Here is a 20,136-nt window from a genome sequence, read left to right on the forward strand (position 1 = left end):
CGCGGGACGGGCGCCAACTCCCCCGGAAGCGGCGCCTTCCGGCCGGGAAACGGACACCGGGGCCCGCACTGTCGGCGGCGGCCCGTATTCTCAGTGACCATGCTCGACGACCGTACGACAGCAGCGACGTGGCCGGCCGCCTACCCACAGGGGTACGCGGTCGTCGACGTGGAGACCACCGGACTCGCCCGCGACGACCGGATAGTGTCGGCTGCCGTCTACCGGCTGGACGTCCAGGGCAACGTCGAGGACCACTGGTACACGCTCGTCAATCCCGAGCGGGACCCCGGTCCGGTGTGGATCCACGGGCTGACCAGCGACGTGCTCGCGGGGGCGCCGCTGTTCCCGGAGATCGCCGAGGAGTTCTCGGCGCGGCTCGACGGGCGGGTGCTCGTCGCGCACAACGCGATGTTCGACTGGCAGATGATCGCCCGCGAGTACGCGCGCGCCGACCGCGCCGCGCCGGTGCGGCAGCGGCTGTGCACCATCGCGCTCTCCAAGGAGCTGGCCCTGCCGCTGCCCAACCACAAGCTGGAGTCGCTCGCCGCGCACTTCGGCGTGGTGCAGCAGCGGGCGCACAACGCGCTGGACGACGCGCGGGTGCTCGCCGAGGCGTTCCGGCCGAGCCTGCACGCCGCCGCCGAGCGGAACGTACGCCTCCCGCTCCTGGAGTGCCGCCCGCTGACCGAGTGGGCCTCGGCCCCGGCGCAGCCGCGGATCGGCTATCAGGGCGGGTACCGGCAGACGAGCTGGCGGCCCTCCCGCAAGCGGCCGGCCTGCCCGTATCCGAACCCGGGGCGCTACGAGACGGACAAGCCGCTCAAGCAGGGGATGCGGGTGGCGTTCTCCGGCGACACCTCCGTCGACCGCGAGCTCCTGGAGGACCGCACGGTCGAGGCCGGGCTGCACGTCGCGACCAGCGTGTCCCGCGTCACCAGCCTGCTGGTGACCAACGACCCGGACTCGGCGACCTCCAAGACCGTGAAGGCGAAGTCCTTCGGCACCCCGGTCGTCGACGAGGCCGCGTACACCCAGTTGCTGCGGGACGTGGCCCCGGCAGACGAGTGACGGGCCGCGGCGGGCCGGGCGCGCCGCCCGCCCGCCGCCCGCCCCCGGCCGCACCCTGTGGCGCATGGCACGTTGCGAGGTCTGCGGAAACGATTACGGGATGTCCTTCGAGGTGCACGCGCAGGGCGCGGTGCACGTCTTCGACTGCTTCTCCTGCGCCATCCACCGCATGGCGCCCATCTGTGAGCACTGCCGGGTCCAGATCATCGGCCAGGGGGTCGAGGTCGAGGGCAACTGGTACTGCGGGGCGCACTGCGCCCGCGCGGAGGGGAGGGCGGGGATCGTCGACCGGGTGTGACGCGGCCGGACCCTCCCCCTGAGGAAACGATCTGGCAACCCCCCTGCGGGCACCCCATGGCACGAGTTGTACCGTCATGGGGTGTACCGCTTCCTGTTGTCCCGGCAGTGGGTGATCCTCACCCTCGTCGCCCTCGTCCTCATCCCCACGATGATCGAGCTGGGCTTCTGGCAGTTCCACCGGCACGAACGCCGGGTCGCCCAGAACGCGCTGATCGAGGACAACCTGAGGGCCCGGGCCGTCCCCGTCGAGGAGCTGACCTCCCCGGGCCACACCGTCCCGCGCGCCGACTACTGGCGCCAGGTGACCGCCACCGGCACCTTCGACACGGCCCACGAGGTCGTCGTCCGCCGCCGCACCTCCGCCGACGACCGGGTCGGCGTGCACGTGCTCACCCCGCTCGTCCTCCAGGACGGCAGGATCGTCCTGGTCAACCGGGGCTGGGTGCCCAACGCCGACGACCAGCGCTCCTTCCCCCAGGTGCCGCCCGCCCCGCGCGGGCAGGTCACCGTCAGCGGGCGGCTCAAGGCCGACGAGACGACCGGCGCCAGCGGCATCAAGGACCTCAAGGGGCTGCCCGACCGGCAGGTCATGCTGATCAGCAGCGAGCAGCAGGCGGCGCTCATCGGGAAGACCGTGCTCGGCGGCTACATCGAGCAGACCGCGCCCGAGCCCGCCGGGGACTCCCCCGAGCTGATCCCCGAGCCCGACCACGACTCGATCGGCGCGCACATGGCGTACGCCGTCCAGTGGTGGCTCTTCACCGCCGGGGTGCCGGTCGGCTGGGTGATCCTGGTGCGCCGCGAGGTGCGCGACCGCAGGGCCGCCGCGGCGCGGGCCGAGACGGCGGACGGGGCTCCCGAGCCCGCCGGGGCGCCCGCCTGAGCTGATTGACCTTCGCCGCTTCCGGGAACAGCCCAGAGCGTGACGCAAGGTATCGACGCCTACGCCCTCATCGGTGACCTCCAGACCGCCGCGCTCGTCGGCCGGGACGGCTCGGTCGACTGGCTGTGCCTGCCCCGCTTCGACTCGGCCGCCTGTTTCGCCGCGCTCCTCGGCGACGAGGACAACGGCCACTGGCGGATCGCGCCCAAGGGCGCCGGGACCTGCACCGGCCGCCGCTACGCGGAGGACAGCCTGGTCCTGGAGACCCGCTGGGAGACCCGTACCGGCACCGTCGAGGTCGTCGACTTCATGCCGCAGCGGGACAGGGCCCCCGACCTCATCCGGATCGTCCGGGGGGTCAGCGGCAGCGTCGAGATGAGCGGCGTGCTGCGGCTGCGCTTCGACTACGGCTCGATCGTGCCGTGGATGCGCCGCTCCCAGGGCCACCGGGTCGCCGTCGCCGGGCCCGACGCGGTGTGGCTGCGCAGCGAGCCGCCGGTGAAGACCTGGGGGCAGCAGTTCTCGACCTGCTCCTCCTTCACCGTGGCCGCGGGCGAGGAGGTCGCCTTCGTCCTCACCTGGCATCCCTCGCACGAGCGGCGCCCCCCGCTGGTGGACCCCTTCACGGCGCTGGAACAGACCCTCGCCGACTGGCGGGACTGGACATCGCGCTGCACCTACGAGGGGCCCTACCGGGACGCGGTGGTGCGCTCGCTGATCACCCTGAAGGCCCTCACCTACGCCCCGACCGGCGGCATCGTCGCCGCCCCGACCACCTCGCTGCCCGAGGAGCTGGGCGGGGTGCGGAACTGGGACTACCGGGCCTGCTGGCTGCGCGACTCCTCGCTCACCCTCGGCGCGCTGCTGTCCGCCGGGTACGTGGAGGAGGCGGCGGCCTGGCGGGACTGGCTGCTGCGCGCGGTGGCCGGCGACCCGGCCGACCTCCAGATCATGTACGGGCCGGCCGGCGAGCGGCGGCTGCCCGAGACGACGCTGCCCTGGCTGCGCGGCTACGCCGAGTCGGCGCCGGTGCGGGTGGGGAACGCGGCCGTCGAGCAGTTCCAGCTCGACGTGTACGGCGAGGTGATGGACTCGCTGAGCCGTGCCCGGGAGGCCGGGATCCCCGCCGAGCGGCACGCCTGGAACCTCCAGCTGAGCCTGCTCGGCTTCCTGGAGTCGCACTGGCGCGAGCCCGACGAGGGGCTGTGGGAGGTGCGCGGCCCGCGCCGCCACTTCGTCCACTCCAAGGTGATGGCCTGGGTGGCGGCCGACCGGGCGGTGCGCACCCTGGAGGCCGAGCCGGGGCTGCCGGGCGACGTGGCGCGCTGGCGGGCGCTGCGGGACGAGATCCACGCGGAGGTCTGCGAGAAGGGCTACGACCCGGTGCGCAACACCTTCACGCAGGCGTACGGCTCGCGCGAGCTGGACGCGGCGACGCTGCTGATCCCGCAGGTCGGCTTCCTGCCGCCGGACGATCCCCGGGTGGTCGGGACGGTGGACGCGGTACGGGCGGAGCTGACGCAGGACGGTTTCGTGCGCCGCTATTCGGCGGAGGGCGCCGCGGTGGACGGGCTGCCGGGCGACGAGGGCACGTTCCTGGTCTGCTCGTTCTGGCTGGCGGACGCGCTGCGGCTGACCGGGCGGACCGAGGAGGCGCGGGCGCTGTTCGAGCGGCTGCTCGGGCTGTGCAGCGACGTGGGGCTGCTGGCGGAGGAGTACGACCCGGGGGCCGGGCGGCAGCTCGGGAACTTCCCGCAGGCGTTCAGCCACATCGGTCTGGTGGGCACGGCGCTCGCGCTGGCCGCGGCGGAGCCGGAGGCGGCAGGATAGGCCCATGGATCTTGGACTGAGGGACCGGGTGTACGTGGTGACCGGCGCGACGCGGGGGCTCGGCCGGGCCTCCGCCGAGGCGCTGCTCGCGGAGGGCGCGAAGGTGCTGGTCACCGGGCGCGAGCAGGCCGCGGTCGACGCGGCGGTGAAGGAGCTCGGCGCGGGCGCGGCGGGGCTCGCCGCCGACAACGCCGACCCGGGGACGCCCGAGCGGCTGTTCGCGGAGGCGCGGGCAAGGTTCGGCGGCCTGGACGGGGTGCTGATCAGCGTCGGCGGTCCCGCGCCGGGCTTCGCCGCGGAGAACACGGACGCGCAGTGGGCGACCGCCTTCGACACGGTGTTCCTGGGCGCGGTGCGGCTGGCCCGCGCGGCGGCGGACGTGCTGCCGGCGGGCGGGGTGATCGGCTTCGTGCTGTCGGCGTCGGTGCACGAGCCGATCGCGGGGCTGACCATCTCCAACGGGCTGCGCCCGGGGCTCGCCGGGTTCGCGAAGTCGCTCGCCAACGACCTGGGCCCGCGCGGCATCCGGGTGGTCGGGCTGCTGCCGAACCGGATCGACACCGACCGGGTGCGTTCGCTGGACGCGCTGTCCGGGGACGCCGAGGCGTCGCGCGCGGCGAACGAGGGGCGGATCCCGCTGCGCCGCTACGGCACGCCGGAGGAGTTCGGGCGGACGGCTGCGTTCCTGCTCTCCCCCGCCGCCTCGTATCTGACGGGCGTGATGCTGCCGGTGGACGGCGGGGCGCGCGGCGGTTTCTGAGCCGCGGAGCGGCGGTCAGTTGACCCGGCGGGCGCGGTGCTTGACGGCGCGCAGCCGGGCCTCGGCCGGCAGCGCGGCGAGGCCGGCCGAGGTACGGGCGTTGCCCAGCGCCTCGGCCGAGAGGGCGGTGAGCGCGTCGGCGGGGGCGGCGTAGGGCTCCAGGAGGAGCGCGACGCGGGTACGGGGCGCGGTGCGGCGGCCGGTGAGGGCGACCTTGGCCCGGGCGACGCCCTCCTGGGCCGTCGCGTCGGCCTCCAGGACGGCCTCCAGGGCCCGGCCGCGCAGCACGGCCGCCTCGCCGTCGCCGGTGTCGACGAGGACCTCGGCGAGGCGGGCGCGGCGGAACTGGGCGATCAGCCACCACAGGGCGAGCAGCACGAGGACCCCGAGGGCGGCGATGACCACGGGCCACCACCAGCCGTCGGCGCGCCAGTGCTGCCGCTGGGCGCGGGTGAGCAGGACGTCGTCGGGGCCCGACCAGGGCCACCAGGACGGGACGGACAGGCCGAGGCCGGCCGCGAGCACGGCGCCGCCGCCCGCGAGGAGCAGCAGTCCGGCGAGGGCGAGCACGGTCCGGTTGACGCGGCGGAGTACGGGCACGACGGTCACGCCGTCACCCCTTCCTGGGCGGCCGGGCCACCCGTACCGTCAGGGCCGGCGGGCGGGCGAGGCCGAGCTCGCCGATGCCGGTGGTGAGGACCTGCTCCAGGTCGGCGCGGACCTCGTCGAGTTCGCGGAAGTGCGAGACCGCGCGTACGGCGGCCTTGGCGCGGCCCATCCTGACCCGTACGGACTGCACGCCGGACACCTCCATGGCCCGGTCGCGCAGGGCGAGCGCGGCTGCCTCGCGGTCGAGCCCGGCGCGCACGTCGGGGTGGTCGCGGCGCATCGGCAGGACGGCGCGCAGGCCCGGGGTGAGGGCGAGCAGCAGCAGCCAGAGGCCGAGGGCGGCGGCGATCCCGGCGCCGGCGAGGACGGCGGTGTCGTCGAGCGGGCGGGTGGCGAGGCCGTCGGCGAGGGAGCGGCGCCAGGCCATCGCGGTGTGCCCGGCGCGGACGGCCGCGATGTCGTAGAGGAACAGTCCGGCGGCGCCGAGCAGCACGGCGGCGACGAGGGCGGCGGGGATCCGCCGCACCGCCCAGAACCGCCGCGCGGCGGCCCGGCCGTCGCCCGAGCCCGGGTCGCCGGGTCCGGTGCCGGCGTCGTCCGCGGTGAGCACGGGCACGGCGCCGGGGGCGGCCGTCGGGTCCGGGTCCGGGTCGGGGCCGCGGTCCGTCGGGGAGGTCATCGCAGGCGCTCCCGGGTCTTGTCCTGGGCGGTGTGCGCGGAGTGCAGCTTCTCCACGTGGACGGCGACCTCGTGGACCTCCAGACCCGCCAGCTCCTCGACCCGTCGGCGGACCCGGCCGCGTACCGCGCCGCACTGGCGGCCGAGGTCGGAGGGGTAGCCGAGTTCGAGGCTGACCGACACCCGGGCGCTGTCCCGGTGGACGACCACCGAGGCGTGCGGCCGGGTCGCGCCCTTGGGGACGGTGTCCAGGGCCTCACGCGCCGCCTGCGCGGCGATCTTGGCCACGACGCGGTCGGCGATCGTGGTGGCGCCGCGCCGGGCCGCCCCCACCCGGTCCCGGGCCAGGTCCGCTGCCACCCCGGGTCACCTCCGCCGGTCGTCGCGCTCGCGGCCCCGGAACAGGTCCCCGAACTCCAGGTCCCCGTCGAGGAAGCGCCCGGCCACGAAGCCGATCGCCCCCAGCGCGGCGACCAGGAGGAACGCTCCGAAGCCGCCGAAGTACCCGGCGAAGCCGAGCGCCATGCCGGCCACCAGGCCGACCCCAGCCATGCTCATGCTGAGCCCTTTCCCTCGTCGTGCCGTCGGCTACTGGAGCCGCGACTCCGGCTCCTCGTCCTCGTCGTCCGGCAGCTTCACGTCGCTGACGGCGATGTTGACCTCGACGACCTCCAGGCCGGTCATCCGCTCCACGGCGGCAATGACGTTCTCCCGGACGGCGCCGGCGACGTCGGCGATGGAGACGCCGTAGTCGACGACGATCTCCAGGTCGAGGGCGGTCTGCACCTCGCCGACCTCGGCCTTCACCCCGCGCGTGACGCCGGACTTGCCGCCGCCCCCGCCGGGGACGCGGTCGCGGACCGCGCCGAGGGTGCGGGAGAGTCCGCTGCCCATGGCGTGGACGCCGACGACATCGCGCGCGGCCAGCCCGGCGATCTTCTCGACGACCCCGTCGGCGATCGTGGTCCGTCCCCGGGTGGCGGGATCGCCGCCGCCGCGCTTGGTCACCGAGGTCTGCTGGTCGGAATGCGTGCTGTCGGCCATCACCGTCCGCCCTTCCGTGGAGGCCCGTCACCCGCGTGAGGACCATGAGGCTTTTGCCTTATTTGCCCACACTAAGGGCGCTTGCCCGGTCTCGCGCCGGGGATGCGGCAGGCTGGGGCGATGACGACGGTGGAGATGGGACGCGCGACGGACCGGCTGCTGCCGCTCGGCGCCCCGGCGGACGGGGCGTGGATCGCGGAGCGCACGGTGCGGGAGGTGCTCGCCGGGGCGGCGCGGGCGGTACGGGGCACGGTGCCGGAGCCGCCGAGGTTCCGGCTCGCGGTGGCGGCGGCGGAGGCGCCGTTCCCGGTGCCCCCGGGCGGGCTGCCGCCCGGGGAGCTGGGCGTCTCCGTGGCGTTCGCGGCGGTCGCGGGGCGCCCGCTGCCGCAGCTCGCGGCCCGGCTGCGGGCGGCGCTGCTGCGGGCGGCCGAGGAGACGTTCGGCCTGGTGGTGGCGGGGGTGGACCTGCGGGTGACGGAGCTGCTGGACACTCCGCCGGATCCGGTGGACCCCGCTCCGCCGGCCGGGGGAACCTCGCCCCCGGCGCCCGTGGACCCGGCGGCCCTCGCCGCGCTCGCCGTCGAGGGCGTGGCGGCCCTCACGGATGTCTACGGGGACCCGGTCCTGCGCGTCGCCGGGGACCTGCGGGTCGAGGTCGCGGTGACGGCGGGGCGGCGGGCGCTGGACGTGGCCCGCGCCGTCCGCACGGCCGTGACCGCCGCCGCCCCTGAGGCGGAGACGGTCACGGTGGTGGTGTCGGAGCTGCGCTGAGCGGGCGGGACCCTGCCGGTCCAGCCGGGCCGGACGGTCCGGCCGGGACTGCCGAGCTGCCCGGGCCCGCCGGGATCAGTCGCCGAGGCCCGCGAGGTCGCGCAGTCGGCGGGCCTGGGCGGCGCGCTCGGCGGTGCGCTGCTCCTCGTACGAGCGCCCCGAGGCGCCCTGGAGCAGCGCCTTGGTCTCGATGAGGGCGGAGCGCGGCGCGGCGAGCAGCGCGGCGCCGAGGTCCCGTACCGTCGCGTCGAGCTCGGCGGCGGGCACGGCGATGTTGGCCAGGCCGATGCGCTCGGCCTCCTCGGCGTGGACGAACCGGCCGGTGGCGCAGATCTCCAGCGCGCGGGCGTAGCCCACGAGGGAGACCAGGGGATGCGTGCCGGTGAGGTCCGGGACCAGGCCCAGGCTGGTCTCGCGCATGGCGAACCGCACGTCGTCGGCGACGACCCGCAGGTCGCAGGCGAGCGCGAGCTGGAAGCCCGCGCCGATGGCGTGGCCCTGGACGGCCGCGATCGACACGAGGTCGCTGCGGCGCCACCAGGTGAACGCCTCCTGGTACTCGGCGATGAGCGCGTCGAGGTCCGCGTCGGACCCGCGCGCCATCTCCAGGAAGGACGGCTCTCCGTCGAAGCCCTCGGGCGTGAACGCCTGCCGGTCGAGCCCCGCGGAGAAGGACACGCCCTCACCGCGCAGCACCACGACCCGCACGCTGCCCGGAAGTGACCGGCCGGCCTCCGTCAACGCCCGCCACAGAGCGGGAGACTGGGCGTTGCGCTTCGCCGGGTTGGTCAGGGTCACCGTGGCAACGGCGTCCTCGACGGTGAGCCGTACACCGTCCTTGTCGAAAACGAGCTCAGAGTCGTCGAGCGTTGTCATGGGGGCGCCTCCGGTTCCGGTGCAGCACGTCAGCCGATGCTAAGTGACTGCACAGTAACCACCCGGCCGGTCAGACGTCCGACCGGGTGGTCACCGGAGACCCGGTGGACCGGTGGGGCCGCCCCGATGTCAGGCCGAGGCGGCTTTCTTGCCCCGTGTCGCTCCGCCGCGTCCCCGCAGCGTGACTCCGGACTCGCTGAGCATCCGGTGGACGAATCCGTAGGAGCGGCCGGTTTCCTCGGCCAGCGCCCGGATGCTCGCACCGGAGTCGTACTTCTTCTTCAGGTCTGCCGCGAGCTTGTCGCGCGCGGCGCCGGTCACCCGGCTGCCCTTCTTCAGAGTCTCGGCCACCCGTGCCTCCTCATGGGAAGTGCGCTCTGGACTTCTCATGATCACCCCTCTCGGACTTCCTGGCCACCCATTCGACAAGGTCCGTGCCATCGGCTTGGCGCGTACGGCGGCGGACGGCGGGAGCGGAAGGGGCTCATCCGCTGCGCCTCGGGACGCCCACCGGCCCCTCTCGCCCGGGAAGTACCAGGTCAGCGACGCGACGGGAACACCAGTACGGCGCGAGCCCAGACGGAAGGATTCCGCAGGGCCCGCGCCGGAAGGTACGAGACGCACTCACTCAGATGAAGGATCACCCATGAGCCGAATGATCCAGCCCGGCATGATCACCGGGCGGCCGGGGGCGGGGCCGCGCCCGACCGGGCCGGTCAGGCGAGGGCGACCAGGTCCGCGTAGTCCGGGCCCCACAGGTCCTCGACGCCGTCCGGGAGCAGGATGATCCGCTCCGGGTCCAGCGCCGCGACGGCGCCCTCGTCGTGGGTGACCAGCACGACCGCGCCCTTGTACGTGCGCAGCGCGCCGAGGATCTCCTCGCGACTGGCCGGGTCGAGGTTGTTGGTGGGCTCGTCGAGGAGCAGCACGTTGGCCGAGGAGACGACCAGGGTCGCGAGCGCGAGCCGGGTCTTCTCGCCGCCGGAGAGCACCCCGGCCGGCTTGTCGACGTCGTCGCCGGAGAAGAGGAAGGAGCCGAGCACCTTGCGCACCTCGACCAGGTCGAGGTCGGGCGAGGCGGAGCGCATGTTCTCCAGGACGGAGCGCTCCGGGTCGAGGGTCTCGTGCTCCTGCGCGTAGTAGCCGAGCTTGAGGCCGTGGCCCGGGGTGACCTCGCCGGTGTCGGGCTGCTCGACGCCGCCGAGCAGGCGCAGCAGGGTCGTCTTGCCGGCGCCGTTGAGGCCGAGGATGACGACGCGGGAGCCCTTGTCGATGGCCAGGTCGACGTCGGTGAAGATCTCCAGGGAGCCGTACGACTTGGACAGGCCCTCGGCGGTGAGCGGGGTCTTGCCGCAGGGCGCGGGGTCCGGGAAGCGCAGCTTGGCGACCTTGTCGGAGACGCGGACCGCCTCCAGGCCGGAGAGCAGGCGCTCGGCGCGCTTGGCCATGTTCTGCGCGGCGACCGTCTTGGTGGCCTTGGCGCGCATCTTGTCGGCCTGCGAGTTGAGCGCGGCGGCCTTCTTCTCGGCGTTCTGGCGCTCGCGCTTGCGGCGCTTCTCGTCGGCCTCGCGCTGCTGCTGGTAGAGCTTCCAGCCCATGTTGTAGACGTCGATCACGGAGCGGTTGGCGTCCAGGTAGAAGACCTTGTTGACGACGGTCTCGACCAGGTCGACGTCGTGGGAGATCACGATGAAGCCGCCGCGGTAGGTCTTCAGGTAGTCGCGCAGCCAGATGATCGAGTCGGCGTCGAGGTGGTTGGTGGGCTCGTCGAGGAGCAGGGTGTCGGCGTCCGAGAAGAGGATCCGGGCCAGCTCGATCCGGCGGCGCTGACCGCCGGAGAGGGTGTGCAGCGGCTGGCCGAGGACCCGGTCGGGCAGGCCGAGCGCGGCGGCGATGGTGGACGCCTCGGCCTCGGCCGCGTACCCGCCCTTGGTGAGGAACTCGGTCTCCTGGCGCTCGTACTGCCGCATGGCCTTGTCGCGGGTGGCGCCGGCGCCGGTGGCGATGCGCTCCTCGTTCTGGCGCATCTTGCGGATCAGGGTGTCGAGGCCGCGGGCGGACAGGATGCGGTCGCGGGCCAGCACGTCCAGGTCGCCGGTGCGCGGGTCCTGCGGCAGGTAGCCGACCTCGCCGGAGCGGGTGATGGTGCCGCCGGCCGGCTGGCCCTCGCCCGCGAGGCACTTGGTGAGGGTGGTCTTGCCGGCGCCGTTGCGGCCGACCAGGCCGATGCGGTCGCCCTTGGCGACGCGGAAGGAAGCGGACTCGATGAGGACGCGCGCGCCGGCGCGCAGCTCGATTCCGGAAGCGGTGATCACGGACGGACTCCTGGGCGGTGGGAAGGGCGGAAGGACGGCTGATGCGGGCTTCGACGCCGCTAATGCACCCAGAGGAGACAGACCATGAGGTCAGTCTAACGGGCTTCCGCAACTGATTTTCGGCCGAGCGGTGGATCTCACATACCTCGCATGACGCACAAAAGGGGTGACAATCGGCGGTGCGCTCGATACTCGGCAGAGACGCGGAGGGCGGTGGCCATGCAGTTCGACGACGATGCCGACCTGGACACCTCGGAGGTCAAGGACGTCCGGGGCAGCCGGGTGCCCGGCGGCCGGGCCACCATCGGCGGCGGGATCGCCGGTGTCATCGCGCTGATCCTGGGCCTGCTCTTCGGGGTGGGCCCGGAGCAGCTGGGGCTGTCGTCCGGGCACGACGAGCCGGCCGTGAGCGCCTCGTCGGCGGCCCAGGTCGACCAGGCGTGCCGGAAGGGCTCGGACGCGAACGCGCGCGAGGACTGCCGGATCGTGGCGGTGGTCAACAGCGTGCAGGACTTCTGGCGGGCCGAGTACACCCGGCGGGGCGGCACCTACTCCCCCGCGCGGACCGTGCTGTTCACCCAGCGGGTCGCCACCGCCTGCGGCAACGCGACCTCCGCGGTCGGCCCGTTCTACTGCCCGGGCGACCGGCAGGTCTATCTGGACCTCGGCTTCTTCGACGAGCTGCGCACCAAGTTCGGCTCGACCGGCGGGCCCTTCGCGCAGGCGTACGTGGTGGCGCACGAGTACGGGCACCACGTGCAGAACCTGATGGGGACGCTGTCGAAGGCCCAGGACGGGCGGACCGGGGCGAACTCCAACGCGGTCCGGGTGGAGCTCCAGGCCGACTGCTACGCGGGGGTGTGGGCGCGGCACGCGACGACCACACCGGACGAGCGGACCGGCCGGCCGCTGTTCACGCGGCTGACCGACCAGGACATCCGGGACGGCCTGGACGCGGCGGCGGCGGTGGGCGACGACCGGATCCAGGAGCGCTTCCAGGGGCGGGTGACGCCGGAGAACTGGACGCACGGCTCGGCGGCGCAGCGGCAGCAGTGGTTCTACACCGGCTACAGCACCGGCGACATGGCGAAGTGCAACACCTTCCGGTGACCCGGCCTGGGTCACCTTCACTCATGCGAGAGGAAGTGGTCGGGATGGCCGAGGCACCCGACATCTGTCCGACACTGCGGTACGCGGACGCGAAGGCCGCGATCACGCTGCTGACAGAGGCGTTCGGCTTCACCGCGACGGCGGTGTACGAGGGCGAGGACGGGCGCGTGATGCACGCGGAGCTCACGTACGGGAACGGGATGGTGATGCTCGGCAGCGCGGGTTCGGGCAGCGAGTTCGACCGGCGGATGGCGGGCGGCGGCCCGACCGGGGTGTACGTGCACGTCGCCGACGTGGACGAGCACCACGCGCGGGCCGTGGCGCACGGCGTGGAGATCGCGATGCCGCCCACGGACCAGGACTACGGCTCCCGGGACTACATGGCGCTGGACGCGGAGGGCAACGTCTGGAGCTTCGGGACGTACGCGCCGGGCGCGGCGGACGAGTAGAGGACCGGACGGCCGGACGGGGCGGGCCGCCACCCGGCGGTGGCGGCCCGTCCCGTGTCCGGTGTCTCAGGCGCCGCCCGTGTGGACCTGGAAGGCGGCCCGGCGGACCGCCTTGGCCAGGGCCGGGTCGGGGTGCGCGGCGGCGAGCGCGACGAGGACCTGGACGGTGCGCGGGTGGCCGACGGCCCGGACCGCGTCGAGCAGGGCCGGGACGGTGCCCTGGACGGCCGAGTCCAGGTGGCGCACGAGCAGGGTGCCCTCGCCGTGGTCGGCGACGGCGGCCGCGGTGTCCACCCAGAGCCAGGTCGCCTCCTCGCGGGTGAGCACCTCGGGGGCGTCGTCGGGGTCGGCGCCCTCGTACTCGGCGAGCCACAGCAGCGCGTAGGGGCGCAGCGAGGGCTCGGCGAGGGCGGCGCGGACCTCGGGCTCGGCGGGGGCGCCGACCACCCGCAGGGCCTCGAAGGCGAGGCCGCGCAGCAGGGCGTCCTCGCCGCGGGCGACGGCGAGGAGCTCGGCGACGGCGCTGGAGAGGGTGCGGGCGGCGAGCCAGGCGCGGTACTCGTCGCGGGCCGGGCCGGGGGTGAGCCGGGCGCAGCCGCGCAGCATGTCCTCGGCGGACTGCTCGATGTTGCCCGCGGGGCTCTGCGCGGCGACGCAGATCTGCTCCAGCTTGACCCAGACCGCCCAGTTCCCGAGCGGGGTCAGGGTGGCCTGGCCGGGGCCGAGGGTGAGGGCGCCGACGTCGGCGAGGCCCTCCAGGGCCCAGTCGAGGAGCGCGGGCAGCCCTTCGGCGGCGGGGGCGGTCTCGACGGGGGTGCCGGGGGCGGGGACCTCGCAGCGCTCCTCGCGGAGCTCCTCGACGCGCTGGCCGAGCAGGTCGAGCAGGCTCGGCACCGGGACGGGTCCGGCGGAGAGCTGGAGCAGCGAGAGGACCTGGGGGACGGCCTCGACGACCTCGGCGACGGCACCGGGGGCGACGCCCTCGGGCGCCGGGTGGACCAGCGACCAGGCGTCGAAGAGGGCGACCCAGCCGCGCAGCACGGCGGAGTCGTCGCGGTCCCAGGCGTGCAGCCGCCAGCCGGGGCGGGCGGTGTCGCCGTGCAGTTCGACGAGTCCGGCGAGCCGGGCCCGGTCCCAGCCGGCCAGGACCTGGGCCGGTGTCAGGGCGAGGGCGGCGGCGGCGCGTTCGCCGTCGCCGAGGTCGGGGCCGGCCGCGCCGGCGGTGCGGTCCACGGCGGCCCAGCGGGCGATGCGTACGGCGTCGGCGAGGACGGCACGGGCGTGGCCGGCCAGCTCCGCCCGGGGCGGTGTCCCCTCGGGCGGCCGGGGTGCCGGGCGGGTGCGCCGGGTCGTCACGGCCCGCCGCGCGGTGGCGAGGGCCCGCGGACGGACGAGTCGGAGTCTGGAGTTGCGCGCCAATGGTTCATCGGGCTTTCGAGACGTCACGGGGGCAGTCTTCCCGCTGACGGCCCGAAAGCCCAATCGGAATCCGCAACGCCGCTGCATCGGTCCGGGCTTCGGGGCCGCCGCGGCCGGGGCGGGGAGGCGGGGCGCGCGGGGCCGGGTCCGGGCGGCGGGCCTCAGACGAGGGGGGTCAGGAAGCGCCGCAGGGCCTCCTCGTAGCGGAGCGGGTCGGCGTTCCACATGGCGGCGTGGGGGGCGTCGCGGACGGCGGTGAGGGTGACCAGGTCGGGGCGGAGCGCGGCGAGCTCCTGGGAGCGGGCCCAGGGGGCGATCGTGTCGTCGGGCCCGTGCAGGACGAGGGTGGGCACCCGCAGGCCCCGGGGGTCGGCGGCCTCGGCGAGCCGGTCGCCGTGGAGTCCGGTCCGGCCCTGCGCGGCGCGGACGGCGAGCGGGACGAGCGGTCCGGGGACGCCCCGGGCGGCGGCGAGGTTGCGCAGGGTGGCCTCCCAGTCGAGGACCGGGGAGTCGAGGACCAGGCCGCGGATCCGGTCGCGGACGCCGGAGCCGGCGGCGGCGTGCAGGGCCATCGCGGCGCCGGCGCCCCAGCCGAGCAGGACGACCTGTCCGGCGCCCCGGCTCACGGCGTAGCGGAGGGCGGCGTCGACGTCGCGCCACTCGGAGTCGCCCAGGTGGGCGAGGCCGTCGGGGGCGGGCGGCGCGCCCTCGTCGCCCCGGTAGGCGGGGACGAGGACGGGGATCCGGCGGCGCTGGAGGAAGGGGACGAGGTTGAGGGCGTGCTCCCGGGTGGTGCCGAGGCCGTGCAGGGCGATCACCCAGGTGGAGCGGGCGCCGGGGACGAGCCAGCCGGGGAGGGGGCCGAGCTCGCCGGGGATCTCGACGTCCTCGTGGGCGAGGCCGAGGGCGGTCTCGGGCGTGCCGCGGTGCAGCTGGGGGGTGAGGCGGACCCGGGCGCCGGTGGCGAGGGCGCCGAGCTCGACCCGTTCGAGCCGGCGGACCACGGTGTCGGCGGTGTGCGGGACACGGTCGAGGACGGGGCCGACGACGGCGTGCAGGCCGGGGGCCTCGATCCCGTAGGTGCCGGGGCGCAGCGAGGCGAGGCTGCGGGTGAGGGTGATCCGGCCGGGTGCCGTGGTGTGCACGGTGAGCCGGGGATCGCCGGGGAGGGGGCGTCCGGACGGCACCCTGAGGGCGGCGTCGCTGGCGTACCGGCCGGCCGCCACCGCGGCCGCGCCGACACCGATCACTGTGGTGACGGCCGCTGCCGTCGCTGTAGCCGGGCGCACGCTCCCAGTGTCGGCAGTGGGCGCGGAGGCTGCCACCGGACGGCACCCCGGACGGGTGACGGCGCGTGACGAGGGTCTCGTCGGCGGGGTCGTCCGTACGGCTGACGGGGGCGCGCGGGGTCCACGGGGCGGACCGGGCGGCGGGCGGCGGAACGGCCGGATGTCGCGGGTGTCCCGTTTCGCCTGCGATTACCCCGGGTCGCACCCTGCCCGCATGGTGGACAGAGGGCCGGCCAGGAGCGGAAGCGGAAGCTCCGGACCCCGGTTGGGGACACCGCGCAGCCCGGCTCAGTTCATCTTCCGTTCACCCAGGTTGCGTACGTTCGACCAGCCACTGACGTCAAACGATTGCCTGGGTAAATGGAACACATCACGCTGCTGCTCGCGATTGTGGTCGTGACAGCTCTCGTGTTCGATTTCACGAACGGTTTCCACGACACCGCCAACGCGATGGCGACGACCATCTCGACCGGTGCTCTCAAGCCCAAGACGGCGGTGGCCATGTCCGCCGTGCTGAACCTCGTCGGCGCGTTCCTGTCCGTGGAGGTCGCCAAGACGATCTCCGGCGGGATCATCAACGAAGAGGGCATTCGCACAGAAGTGATCTTCGCGGCGCTCGTCGGCGCCATCCTGTGGAACCTGCTGACCTGGCTGCTGGGCCTGCCGTCCAGCTCCTCCCACGCCCTCTTCGGCGGCCTCATCGGCGCCGCCGTGATGTCGGCGGGCTGGGACGCGGTCAACGGCCCGACCATCGTCACCAAGGTCCTCATCCCCGCCATCGCCGCCCCGATCGTGGCCGGTCTGGCCGCGATGGTCGCGACCCGCCTGACGTACCGCCTCGGCAAGAAGTCGAACACCGGGACCAAGGCGACCGCCAAGGGCTACCGGGCCGGCCAGATCGCCTCCGCCGGTCTCGTCTCGCTCGCGCACGGCACCAACGACGCGCAGAAGACGATGGGCATCATCACCCTCGCCCTGGTCACCAGCGGCGTCCTCGCCCCCGGCGCCAACCCGCCCATGTGGGTCATCGTCTCCGCCGGTGTCGCCATCGCGCTCGGCACCTACCTCGGCGGCTGGCGCATCATCCGCACCATGGGCAAGGGCCTCACCGACCTCCAGCCGCAGCAGGGCTTCGCCGCCCAGACCAGCGCGGCCACCGTCATCCTGGCCTCCTCGCACCTGGGCTTCTCGCTCTCCACCACCCAGTCCTGCTCGGGTGCCGTGATGGGCGCCGGCCTCGGCCGCAAGGGCGGAGTCGTCCGCTGGTCGACCGCCACCCGGATGTTCGTCGCCTGGGGTCTGACCCTGCCCGCCGCGGGCCTGGTCGGCGCCGCCGCCGAGTTCCTCACCAAGCAGGGCACCTGGGGCATCGCCGCCGTCGCGGTCCTGCTCGTCGCCGGCTCGGCCGTGATCTGGGCGCTCTCCCGCCGCAAGCCGGTCGACCACACCAACGTCACCGCCGACGACCTCGACAACCCGGGCGCCCCGGCCGAGCCCGCCGGCGTGGTCACCACCGCCATCGCGGCCGTCACCCCGCCGCCGGCCGCGGGCTCCGTCGCCGCCGTCGCGGACGCGGACCTGAAGACCACCATCCCCACCCCGGGCCCCACGGACCCGGCCGCTCCCCCGGCCCCCGCCGCCGCGGTCTAAGGAACTGGAACCAAGCATGAAGATCGACTGGGCAGCCCTCGGCTCCGTCTTCGGAGTCAGCCTCGTGGCGACCGTCGCCCTGGTGGGCCTCTTCACCCTCGGTGTCATGGGCCTCTCCAAGCAGGAGGAGGCCGCCGAGAACGGCGGCTCCGCCACCCTGGCCGTCACCGGCGCCTACGCCTGCTTCGCGCTGTGCCTGGCCGCCGTCTCCTACGGCATCTACCTGATCGTCGCCTGACGCACCGCGCACACCCGGCCGGGCGGTCCGCACCTCGTGGTGCGGGCCGCCCGGTCCTCGTGTCTGTGGCGCTCCGCACAGTGACCCGACGCAGGTCAAGGGTGAGTTGACGGCTGTTCGCACAGCGTGGTGGACTGCCGGGGCCATTACGGCGGCAGTAGAGGAAGTCCGGTGCGAATCCGGCGCGGTCCCGCCACTGTGACCGGCCCCCAGGGGCCGGGAGCCAGGAACTCTCGCCGCCGGTCACGTCGATCCAGGGCGCGGACCCTGAGTGAGGACAGAGCGCCATGCCCGGCCGCGGCCTCAGCCTTCCCGGCACCGACAGCGCCACCGGTGTCTTCGCGTACGGAGCGGCCGCCGGCCTCGCCGTCGACCGGCTCGCGGGCGACCCCCGCCGCGGCCACCCCGTCGCCGCCTTCGGCCGGGCCGCCGGCGCGGTCGAACGGCGCCTGTGGCGCGACCACCGCGGCTGGGGCGCCCTGCACACCGCCGTCTGCGCCGGCTCCACCGTCGCCCTCGGCGCGCTGGCCGCCCGTACGGCACGGGGCAGCCGCGCCGCCACCGTCGCCCTGACCGCCGCCTCCGTGTGGGCCGTGGTCGGCGGTACGACGCTGGGCCGCGAGGCCCGCGCGATCGGCGGGGCGCTCGCCGCCGGGGACCTGGAGGTCGCCCGGGAGCGCCTGCCGCACCTGTGCGGACGCGACCCGCACTCCCTGGACGGCCCCGCGATGGCCCGCGCGGTCGTCGAGTCCGTCGCCGAGAACACCTCCGACGCCGTGGTCGGCGCGCTCTTCTGGGGCGCCGTCGCCGGCGTGCCGGGGCTGCTCGGCTTCCGCGCGGTGAACACCCTGGACGCGATGGTCGGCCACAAGTCGCCGAGGTACCGCCGCTTCGGCTGGGCCTCGGCCCGCCTGGACGACCTGGCCGGCTGGCCCGGCGCCCGGCTCACCGCCGCGCTCGCCACCGTCGCGGGCGGGAACCCGCGCGGGGCGGCCCGCGCCTGGCGGGCGGACGCGGCGAAGCACCCCAGCCCCAACGCCGGACCCGTCGAGGCGTCCTTCGCCGGGGCCCTCGGCGTACGGCTCGGCGGCACCCTGGCGTACGGCGGACGGGTCGAGCACCGGCCCGTCCTCAACGGGGCGGGCCGTCCCGTCGAGGTCGCCGACATCGACCGGGCGGTGCGGCTGTCCCGCCGGATCACCGGACTGACCCTGGCCGCCTGCGTGGGCGGCCGGCTGATCGCGAGCACGCTGAAGCGGAGGAACGCATGAGGGGCGGGGGGCTGCTCGTCGCCGGGACCACGTCCGACGCGGGCAAGAGCGTCGTCACGGCCGGCATCTGCCGCTGGCTGGTCCGGCAGGGCGTCAAGGTGGCGCCGTTCAAGGGACAGAACATGTCCCTCAACTCCTTCGTGACCCGGGAGGGCGCCGAGATCGGGCGCGCCCAGGCCATGCAGGCGCAGGCCGCGCGCGTCGAGCCGACCGCGCTGATGAACCCGGTGCTGCTCAAGCCGGGCTCCGACCGCTCCAGCCAGGTCGTCCTGATGGGGAAGCCGGTCGGCGAGATGAGCGCCCGCGGCTACCACGGCGGACGGCAGGGCACCCTCTTCGAGCCGGTGCTGGCGTGCCTGGAGGAGCTCCGGGGCACGTACGACGCCGTGATCTGCGAGGGGGCGGGCAGCCCGGCCGAGATCAACCTGCGGCGCACCGACATCGTCAACATGGGCATAGCGCGGGCCGCCCGGCTGCCCGTCGTGGTCGTCGGCGACATCGACCGGGGCGGCGTCTTCGCCCAGTTCTTCGGCACCACCGCGCTGCTCGCGCCCGAGGACCAGGAGCTCGTCGCCGGGTACCTGGTGAACAAGTTCCGCGGCGACGTGACGCTCCTGGAGCCCGGCCTGGACATGCTCCACGGCCTCACCGGGCGCCGCACCTTCGGCGTCCTGCCGTACGCGCACGGCCTCGGCATCGACGAGGAGGACGGCCTGCGGGTCTCGCTGCGCGGCACGGTCCGCGAGTCGGTGGTGGCCCCGCCGGTCGGCGCCGACGTGCTGCGGGTCGCCGTCTGCGCCGTCCCGCTGATGTCGAACTTCACCGACGTGGACGCGCTGGCCGCCGAGCCGGGTGTGGTCGTCCGCTTCGTCGACCGGCCCGAGGAGCTCGTCGACGCCGACCTGGTCGTCGTGCCCGGCACCCGCGGCACCGTCAAGGCGCTGGCCTGGCTGCGCGAGCGCGGGCTGGCCGACGCGCTGGTCCGGCGGGCCGCCGAGGGCCGCCCGGTGCTCGGGATCTGCGGCGGCTTCCAGGCGCTCGGCGAGCGGATCGAGGACGAGGTCGAGTCGAAGGCGGGCCTGGTCGACGGGCTCGGGCTGCTGCCCGTACGCATCCGCTTCGGCGTCGAGAAGACCCTGGCCCGGCCGGTCGGCGAGGCGCTCGGCGAGCGCGTCGAGGGGTACGAGATCCACCACGGCGTCGCCACCGTCGAGGGCGGCGAGCCCTTCCTGGACGGCTGCCGGGTCGGCGCGGTCTGGGGCACCCACTGGCACGGCTCGCTGGAGAGCGACGGCTTCCGGCGCGCCTTCCTGCGCGAGGTCGCGGCGGCGTCCGGCCGGCGCTTCGTCCCGGCCCCCGACACCTCGTTCGGCACGCTCCGCGAGGAGCAGCTGGACCGGCTGGGCGACCTGATCGAGGAGCACGCCGACACGGACGCGCTGCTGCGGCTCATCGAGGAGGGCGCCCCGAAGGGGCTGCCGTTCGTGCCGCCGGGGGCGCCGTGAACGCCCCGGCCGGCCCGCCCGGCCCCACCACCTCCGTACGCCCCTCCGTACGCCCCTCCGCACGACTCGAA

The 20,136-nt window shown here is 74.8% G+C and carries 22 protein-coding genes and 1 riboswitch; of the genes, 12 read left to right on the forward strand and 10 right to left on the reverse strand.

Annotation, left to right across the window (positions count from 1 at the left end):
• Positions 1–93: 93 nt before the first annotated feature.
• The 5 genes from AB0C99_RS20830 (at position 94) to AB0C99_RS20850 (ending at position 4,841) form a co-directional block, all read left to right on the forward strand.
• Positions 94–1,068, forward strand: coding sequence for a DEDDh family exonuclease (locus AB0C99_RS20830; RefSeq protein ID WP_362476911.1), 975 nt, complete (start codon positions 94–96; stop codon positions 1,066–1,068).
• A 64-nt stretch (positions 1,069–1,132) separates the two neighbouring features.
• Positions 1,133–1,366, forward strand: coding sequence for a hypothetical protein (locus AB0C99_RS20835; RefSeq protein WP_362476913.1), 234 nt, complete (start codon positions 1,133–1,135; stop codon positions 1,364–1,366).
• 81 nt (positions 1,367–1,447) lie between these two features.
• Entirely contained in the window at positions 1,448–2,251 is an 804-nt protein-coding gene (locus AB0C99_RS20840; RefSeq protein WP_362476915.1) for an SURF1 family protein, read from the forward strand.
• A gap of 39 nt (positions 2,252–2,290) precedes the next feature.
• Entirely contained in the window at positions 2,291–4,081 is a 1,791-nt protein-coding gene (locus tag AB0C99_RS20845) for a glycoside hydrolase family 15 protein (protein WP_362476917.1), read from the forward strand.
• A gap of 4 nt (positions 4,082–4,085) precedes the next feature.
• A complete protein-coding gene (locus AB0C99_RS20850; protein ID WP_362476918.1) occupies positions 4,086–4,841 on the forward strand; it encodes an SDR family oxidoreductase in 756 nt (251 codons plus the stop codon).
• Between the two features lie 15 nt (positions 4,842–4,856).
• On the opposite strand, the gene amaP is transcribed toward AB0C99_RS20850, so the two are convergent.
• From amaP to AB0C99_RS20875, 5 genes are read right to left on the reverse strand one after another with little or no spacing between them, the layout of a single operon-like run.
• A complete protein-coding gene (gene amaP, locus AB0C99_RS20855) occupies positions 4,857–5,450 on the reverse strand; it encodes an alkaline shock response membrane anchor protein AmaP (protein ID WP_362476920.1) in 594 nt (197 codons plus the stop codon).
• 4 nt (positions 5,451–5,454) lie between these two features.
• Positions 5,455–6,129, reverse strand: coding sequence for a DUF6286 domain-containing protein (locus tag AB0C99_RS20860; protein ID WP_362476921.1), 675 nt, complete (start codon positions 6,127–6,129; stop codon positions 5,455–5,457).
• Positions 6,126–6,488, reverse strand: a complete 363-nt coding sequence (locus AB0C99_RS20865) for an Asp23/Gls24 family envelope stress response protein (RefSeq protein ID WP_362476923.1) — start codon at positions 6,486–6,488, stop codon at positions 6,126–6,128. The genes AB0C99_RS20860 and AB0C99_RS20865 overlap by 4 nt, the downstream gene beginning before the upstream one ends.
• A 6-nt stretch (positions 6,489–6,494) precedes the next feature.
• The gene (locus AB0C99_RS20870) at positions 6,495–6,686 is read right to left on the reverse strand and encodes a hypothetical protein (RefSeq protein ID WP_362476925.1); all 192 of its coding nucleotides are present in this window, start codon (positions 6,684–6,686) and stop codon (positions 6,495–6,497) included.
• A gap of 30 nt (positions 6,687–6,716) precedes the next feature.
• Positions 6,717–7,172 carry an Asp23/Gls24 family envelope stress response protein gene (locus AB0C99_RS20875; protein WP_362476927.1) on the reverse strand — a complete coding sequence of 152 codons (456 nt, stop codon included), beginning with the start codon at positions 7,170–7,172 and terminating at the stop codon, positions 6,717–6,719.
• Between the two features lie 120 nt (positions 7,173–7,292).
• Between AB0C99_RS20875 and AB0C99_RS20880 the strand changes: the two genes are divergently transcribed.
• Entirely contained in the window at positions 7,293–7,943 is a 651-nt protein-coding gene (locus AB0C99_RS20880) for a hypothetical protein (protein WP_362476929.1), read from the forward strand.
• 75 nt (positions 7,944–8,018) lie between these two features.
• Here the strand turns inward: AB0C99_RS20880 and AB0C99_RS20885 are convergent, their stop codons facing one another.
• From AB0C99_RS20885 to AB0C99_RS20895, 3 genes are all read right to left on the reverse strand, one after another.
• The gene (locus tag AB0C99_RS20885) at positions 8,019–8,819 is read right to left on the reverse strand and encodes an enoyl-CoA hydratase/isomerase family protein (RefSeq protein ID WP_362476931.1); all 801 of its coding nucleotides are present in this window, start codon (positions 8,817–8,819) and stop codon (positions 8,019–8,021) included.
• A 129-nt stretch (positions 8,820–8,948) separates the two neighbouring features.
• Entirely contained in the window at positions 8,949–9,170 is a 222-nt protein-coding gene (locus tag AB0C99_RS20890) for a helix-turn-helix domain-containing protein (protein ID WP_006123601.1), read from the reverse strand.
• Between the two features lie 365 nt (positions 9,171–9,535).
• The gene (locus AB0C99_RS20895) at positions 9,536–11,134 is read right to left on the reverse strand and encodes an ABC-F family ATP-binding cassette domain-containing protein (protein WP_362476933.1); all 1,599 of its coding nucleotides are present in this window, start codon (positions 11,132–11,134) and stop codon (positions 9,536–9,538) included.
• Between the two features lie 219 nt (positions 11,135–11,353).
• Here AB0C99_RS20895 and AB0C99_RS20900 point away from each other — a divergent pair, with 219 nt between their 5' ends.
• Together AB0C99_RS20900 and AB0C99_RS20905 are read left to right on the forward strand one after the other, a co-directional pair.
• Positions 11,354–12,244: a neutral zinc metallopeptidase gene (locus AB0C99_RS20900; protein ID WP_362476935.1), complete on the forward strand. Its 891-nt coding sequence runs from the start codon at positions 11,354–11,356 to the stop codon at positions 12,242–12,244.
• Between the two features lie 44 nt (positions 12,245–12,288).
• Positions 12,289–12,693, forward strand: a complete 405-nt coding sequence (locus AB0C99_RS20905; protein WP_362476937.1) for a VOC family protein — start codon at positions 12,289–12,291, stop codon at positions 12,691–12,693.
• 66 nt (positions 12,694–12,759) lie between these two features.
• Here AB0C99_RS20905 and AB0C99_RS20910 read toward each other — a convergent pair whose 3' ends face one another.
• Both AB0C99_RS20910 and AB0C99_RS20915 read right to left on the reverse strand, forming a co-directional pair.
• On the reverse strand, positions 12,760–14,049 hold the full coding sequence (locus AB0C99_RS20910; RefSeq protein ID WP_362476939.1) for a hypothetical protein: 1,290 nt from the start codon (positions 14,047–14,049) through the stop codon (positions 12,760–12,762).
• Positions 14,050–14,273: 224 nt separating this feature from the next.
• A complete protein-coding gene (locus AB0C99_RS20915; RefSeq protein ID WP_362476941.1) occupies positions 14,274–15,401 on the reverse strand; it encodes a hypothetical protein in 1,128 nt (375 codons plus the stop codon).
• Between the two features lie 360 nt (positions 15,402–15,761).
• Here AB0C99_RS20915 and AB0C99_RS20920 point away from each other — a divergent pair, with 360 nt between their 5' ends.
• From AB0C99_RS20920 to AB0C99_RS20935, 4 genes are all read left to right on the forward strand, one after another.
• A complete protein-coding gene (locus tag AB0C99_RS20920; RefSeq protein ID WP_362476943.1) occupies positions 15,762–17,051 on the forward strand; it encodes an inorganic phosphate transporter in 1,290 nt (429 codons plus the stop codon).
• A gap of 16 nt (positions 17,052–17,067) precedes the next feature.
• Entirely contained in the window at positions 17,068–17,289 is a 222-nt protein-coding gene (locus AB0C99_RS20925; protein WP_351664959.1) for a hypothetical protein, read from the forward strand.
• Positions 17,290–17,410: 121 nt separating this feature from the next.
• A riboswitch (cobalamin riboswitch) is annotated at positions 17,411–17,542 on the forward strand.
• A gap of 34 nt (positions 17,543–17,576) precedes the next feature.
• Entirely contained in the window at positions 17,577–18,560 is a 984-nt protein-coding gene (locus AB0C99_RS20930; protein WP_362476945.1) for a cobalamin biosynthesis protein, read from the forward strand.
• Entirely contained in the window at positions 18,557–20,065 is a 1,509-nt protein-coding gene (locus AB0C99_RS20935) for a cobyric acid synthase (protein WP_362476947.1), read from the forward strand. Before AB0C99_RS20930 ends, AB0C99_RS20935 begins: the two co-directional genes overlap by 4 nt.
• Positions 20,066–20,136: the final 71 nt, after the last annotated feature.

The sequence above is a fragment of the Streptomyces sp. NPDC048659 genome (assembly GCF_040650575.1).
Taxonomy (GTDB): domain Bacteria; phylum Actinomycetota; class Actinomycetes; order Streptomycetales; family Streptomycetaceae; genus Streptomyces.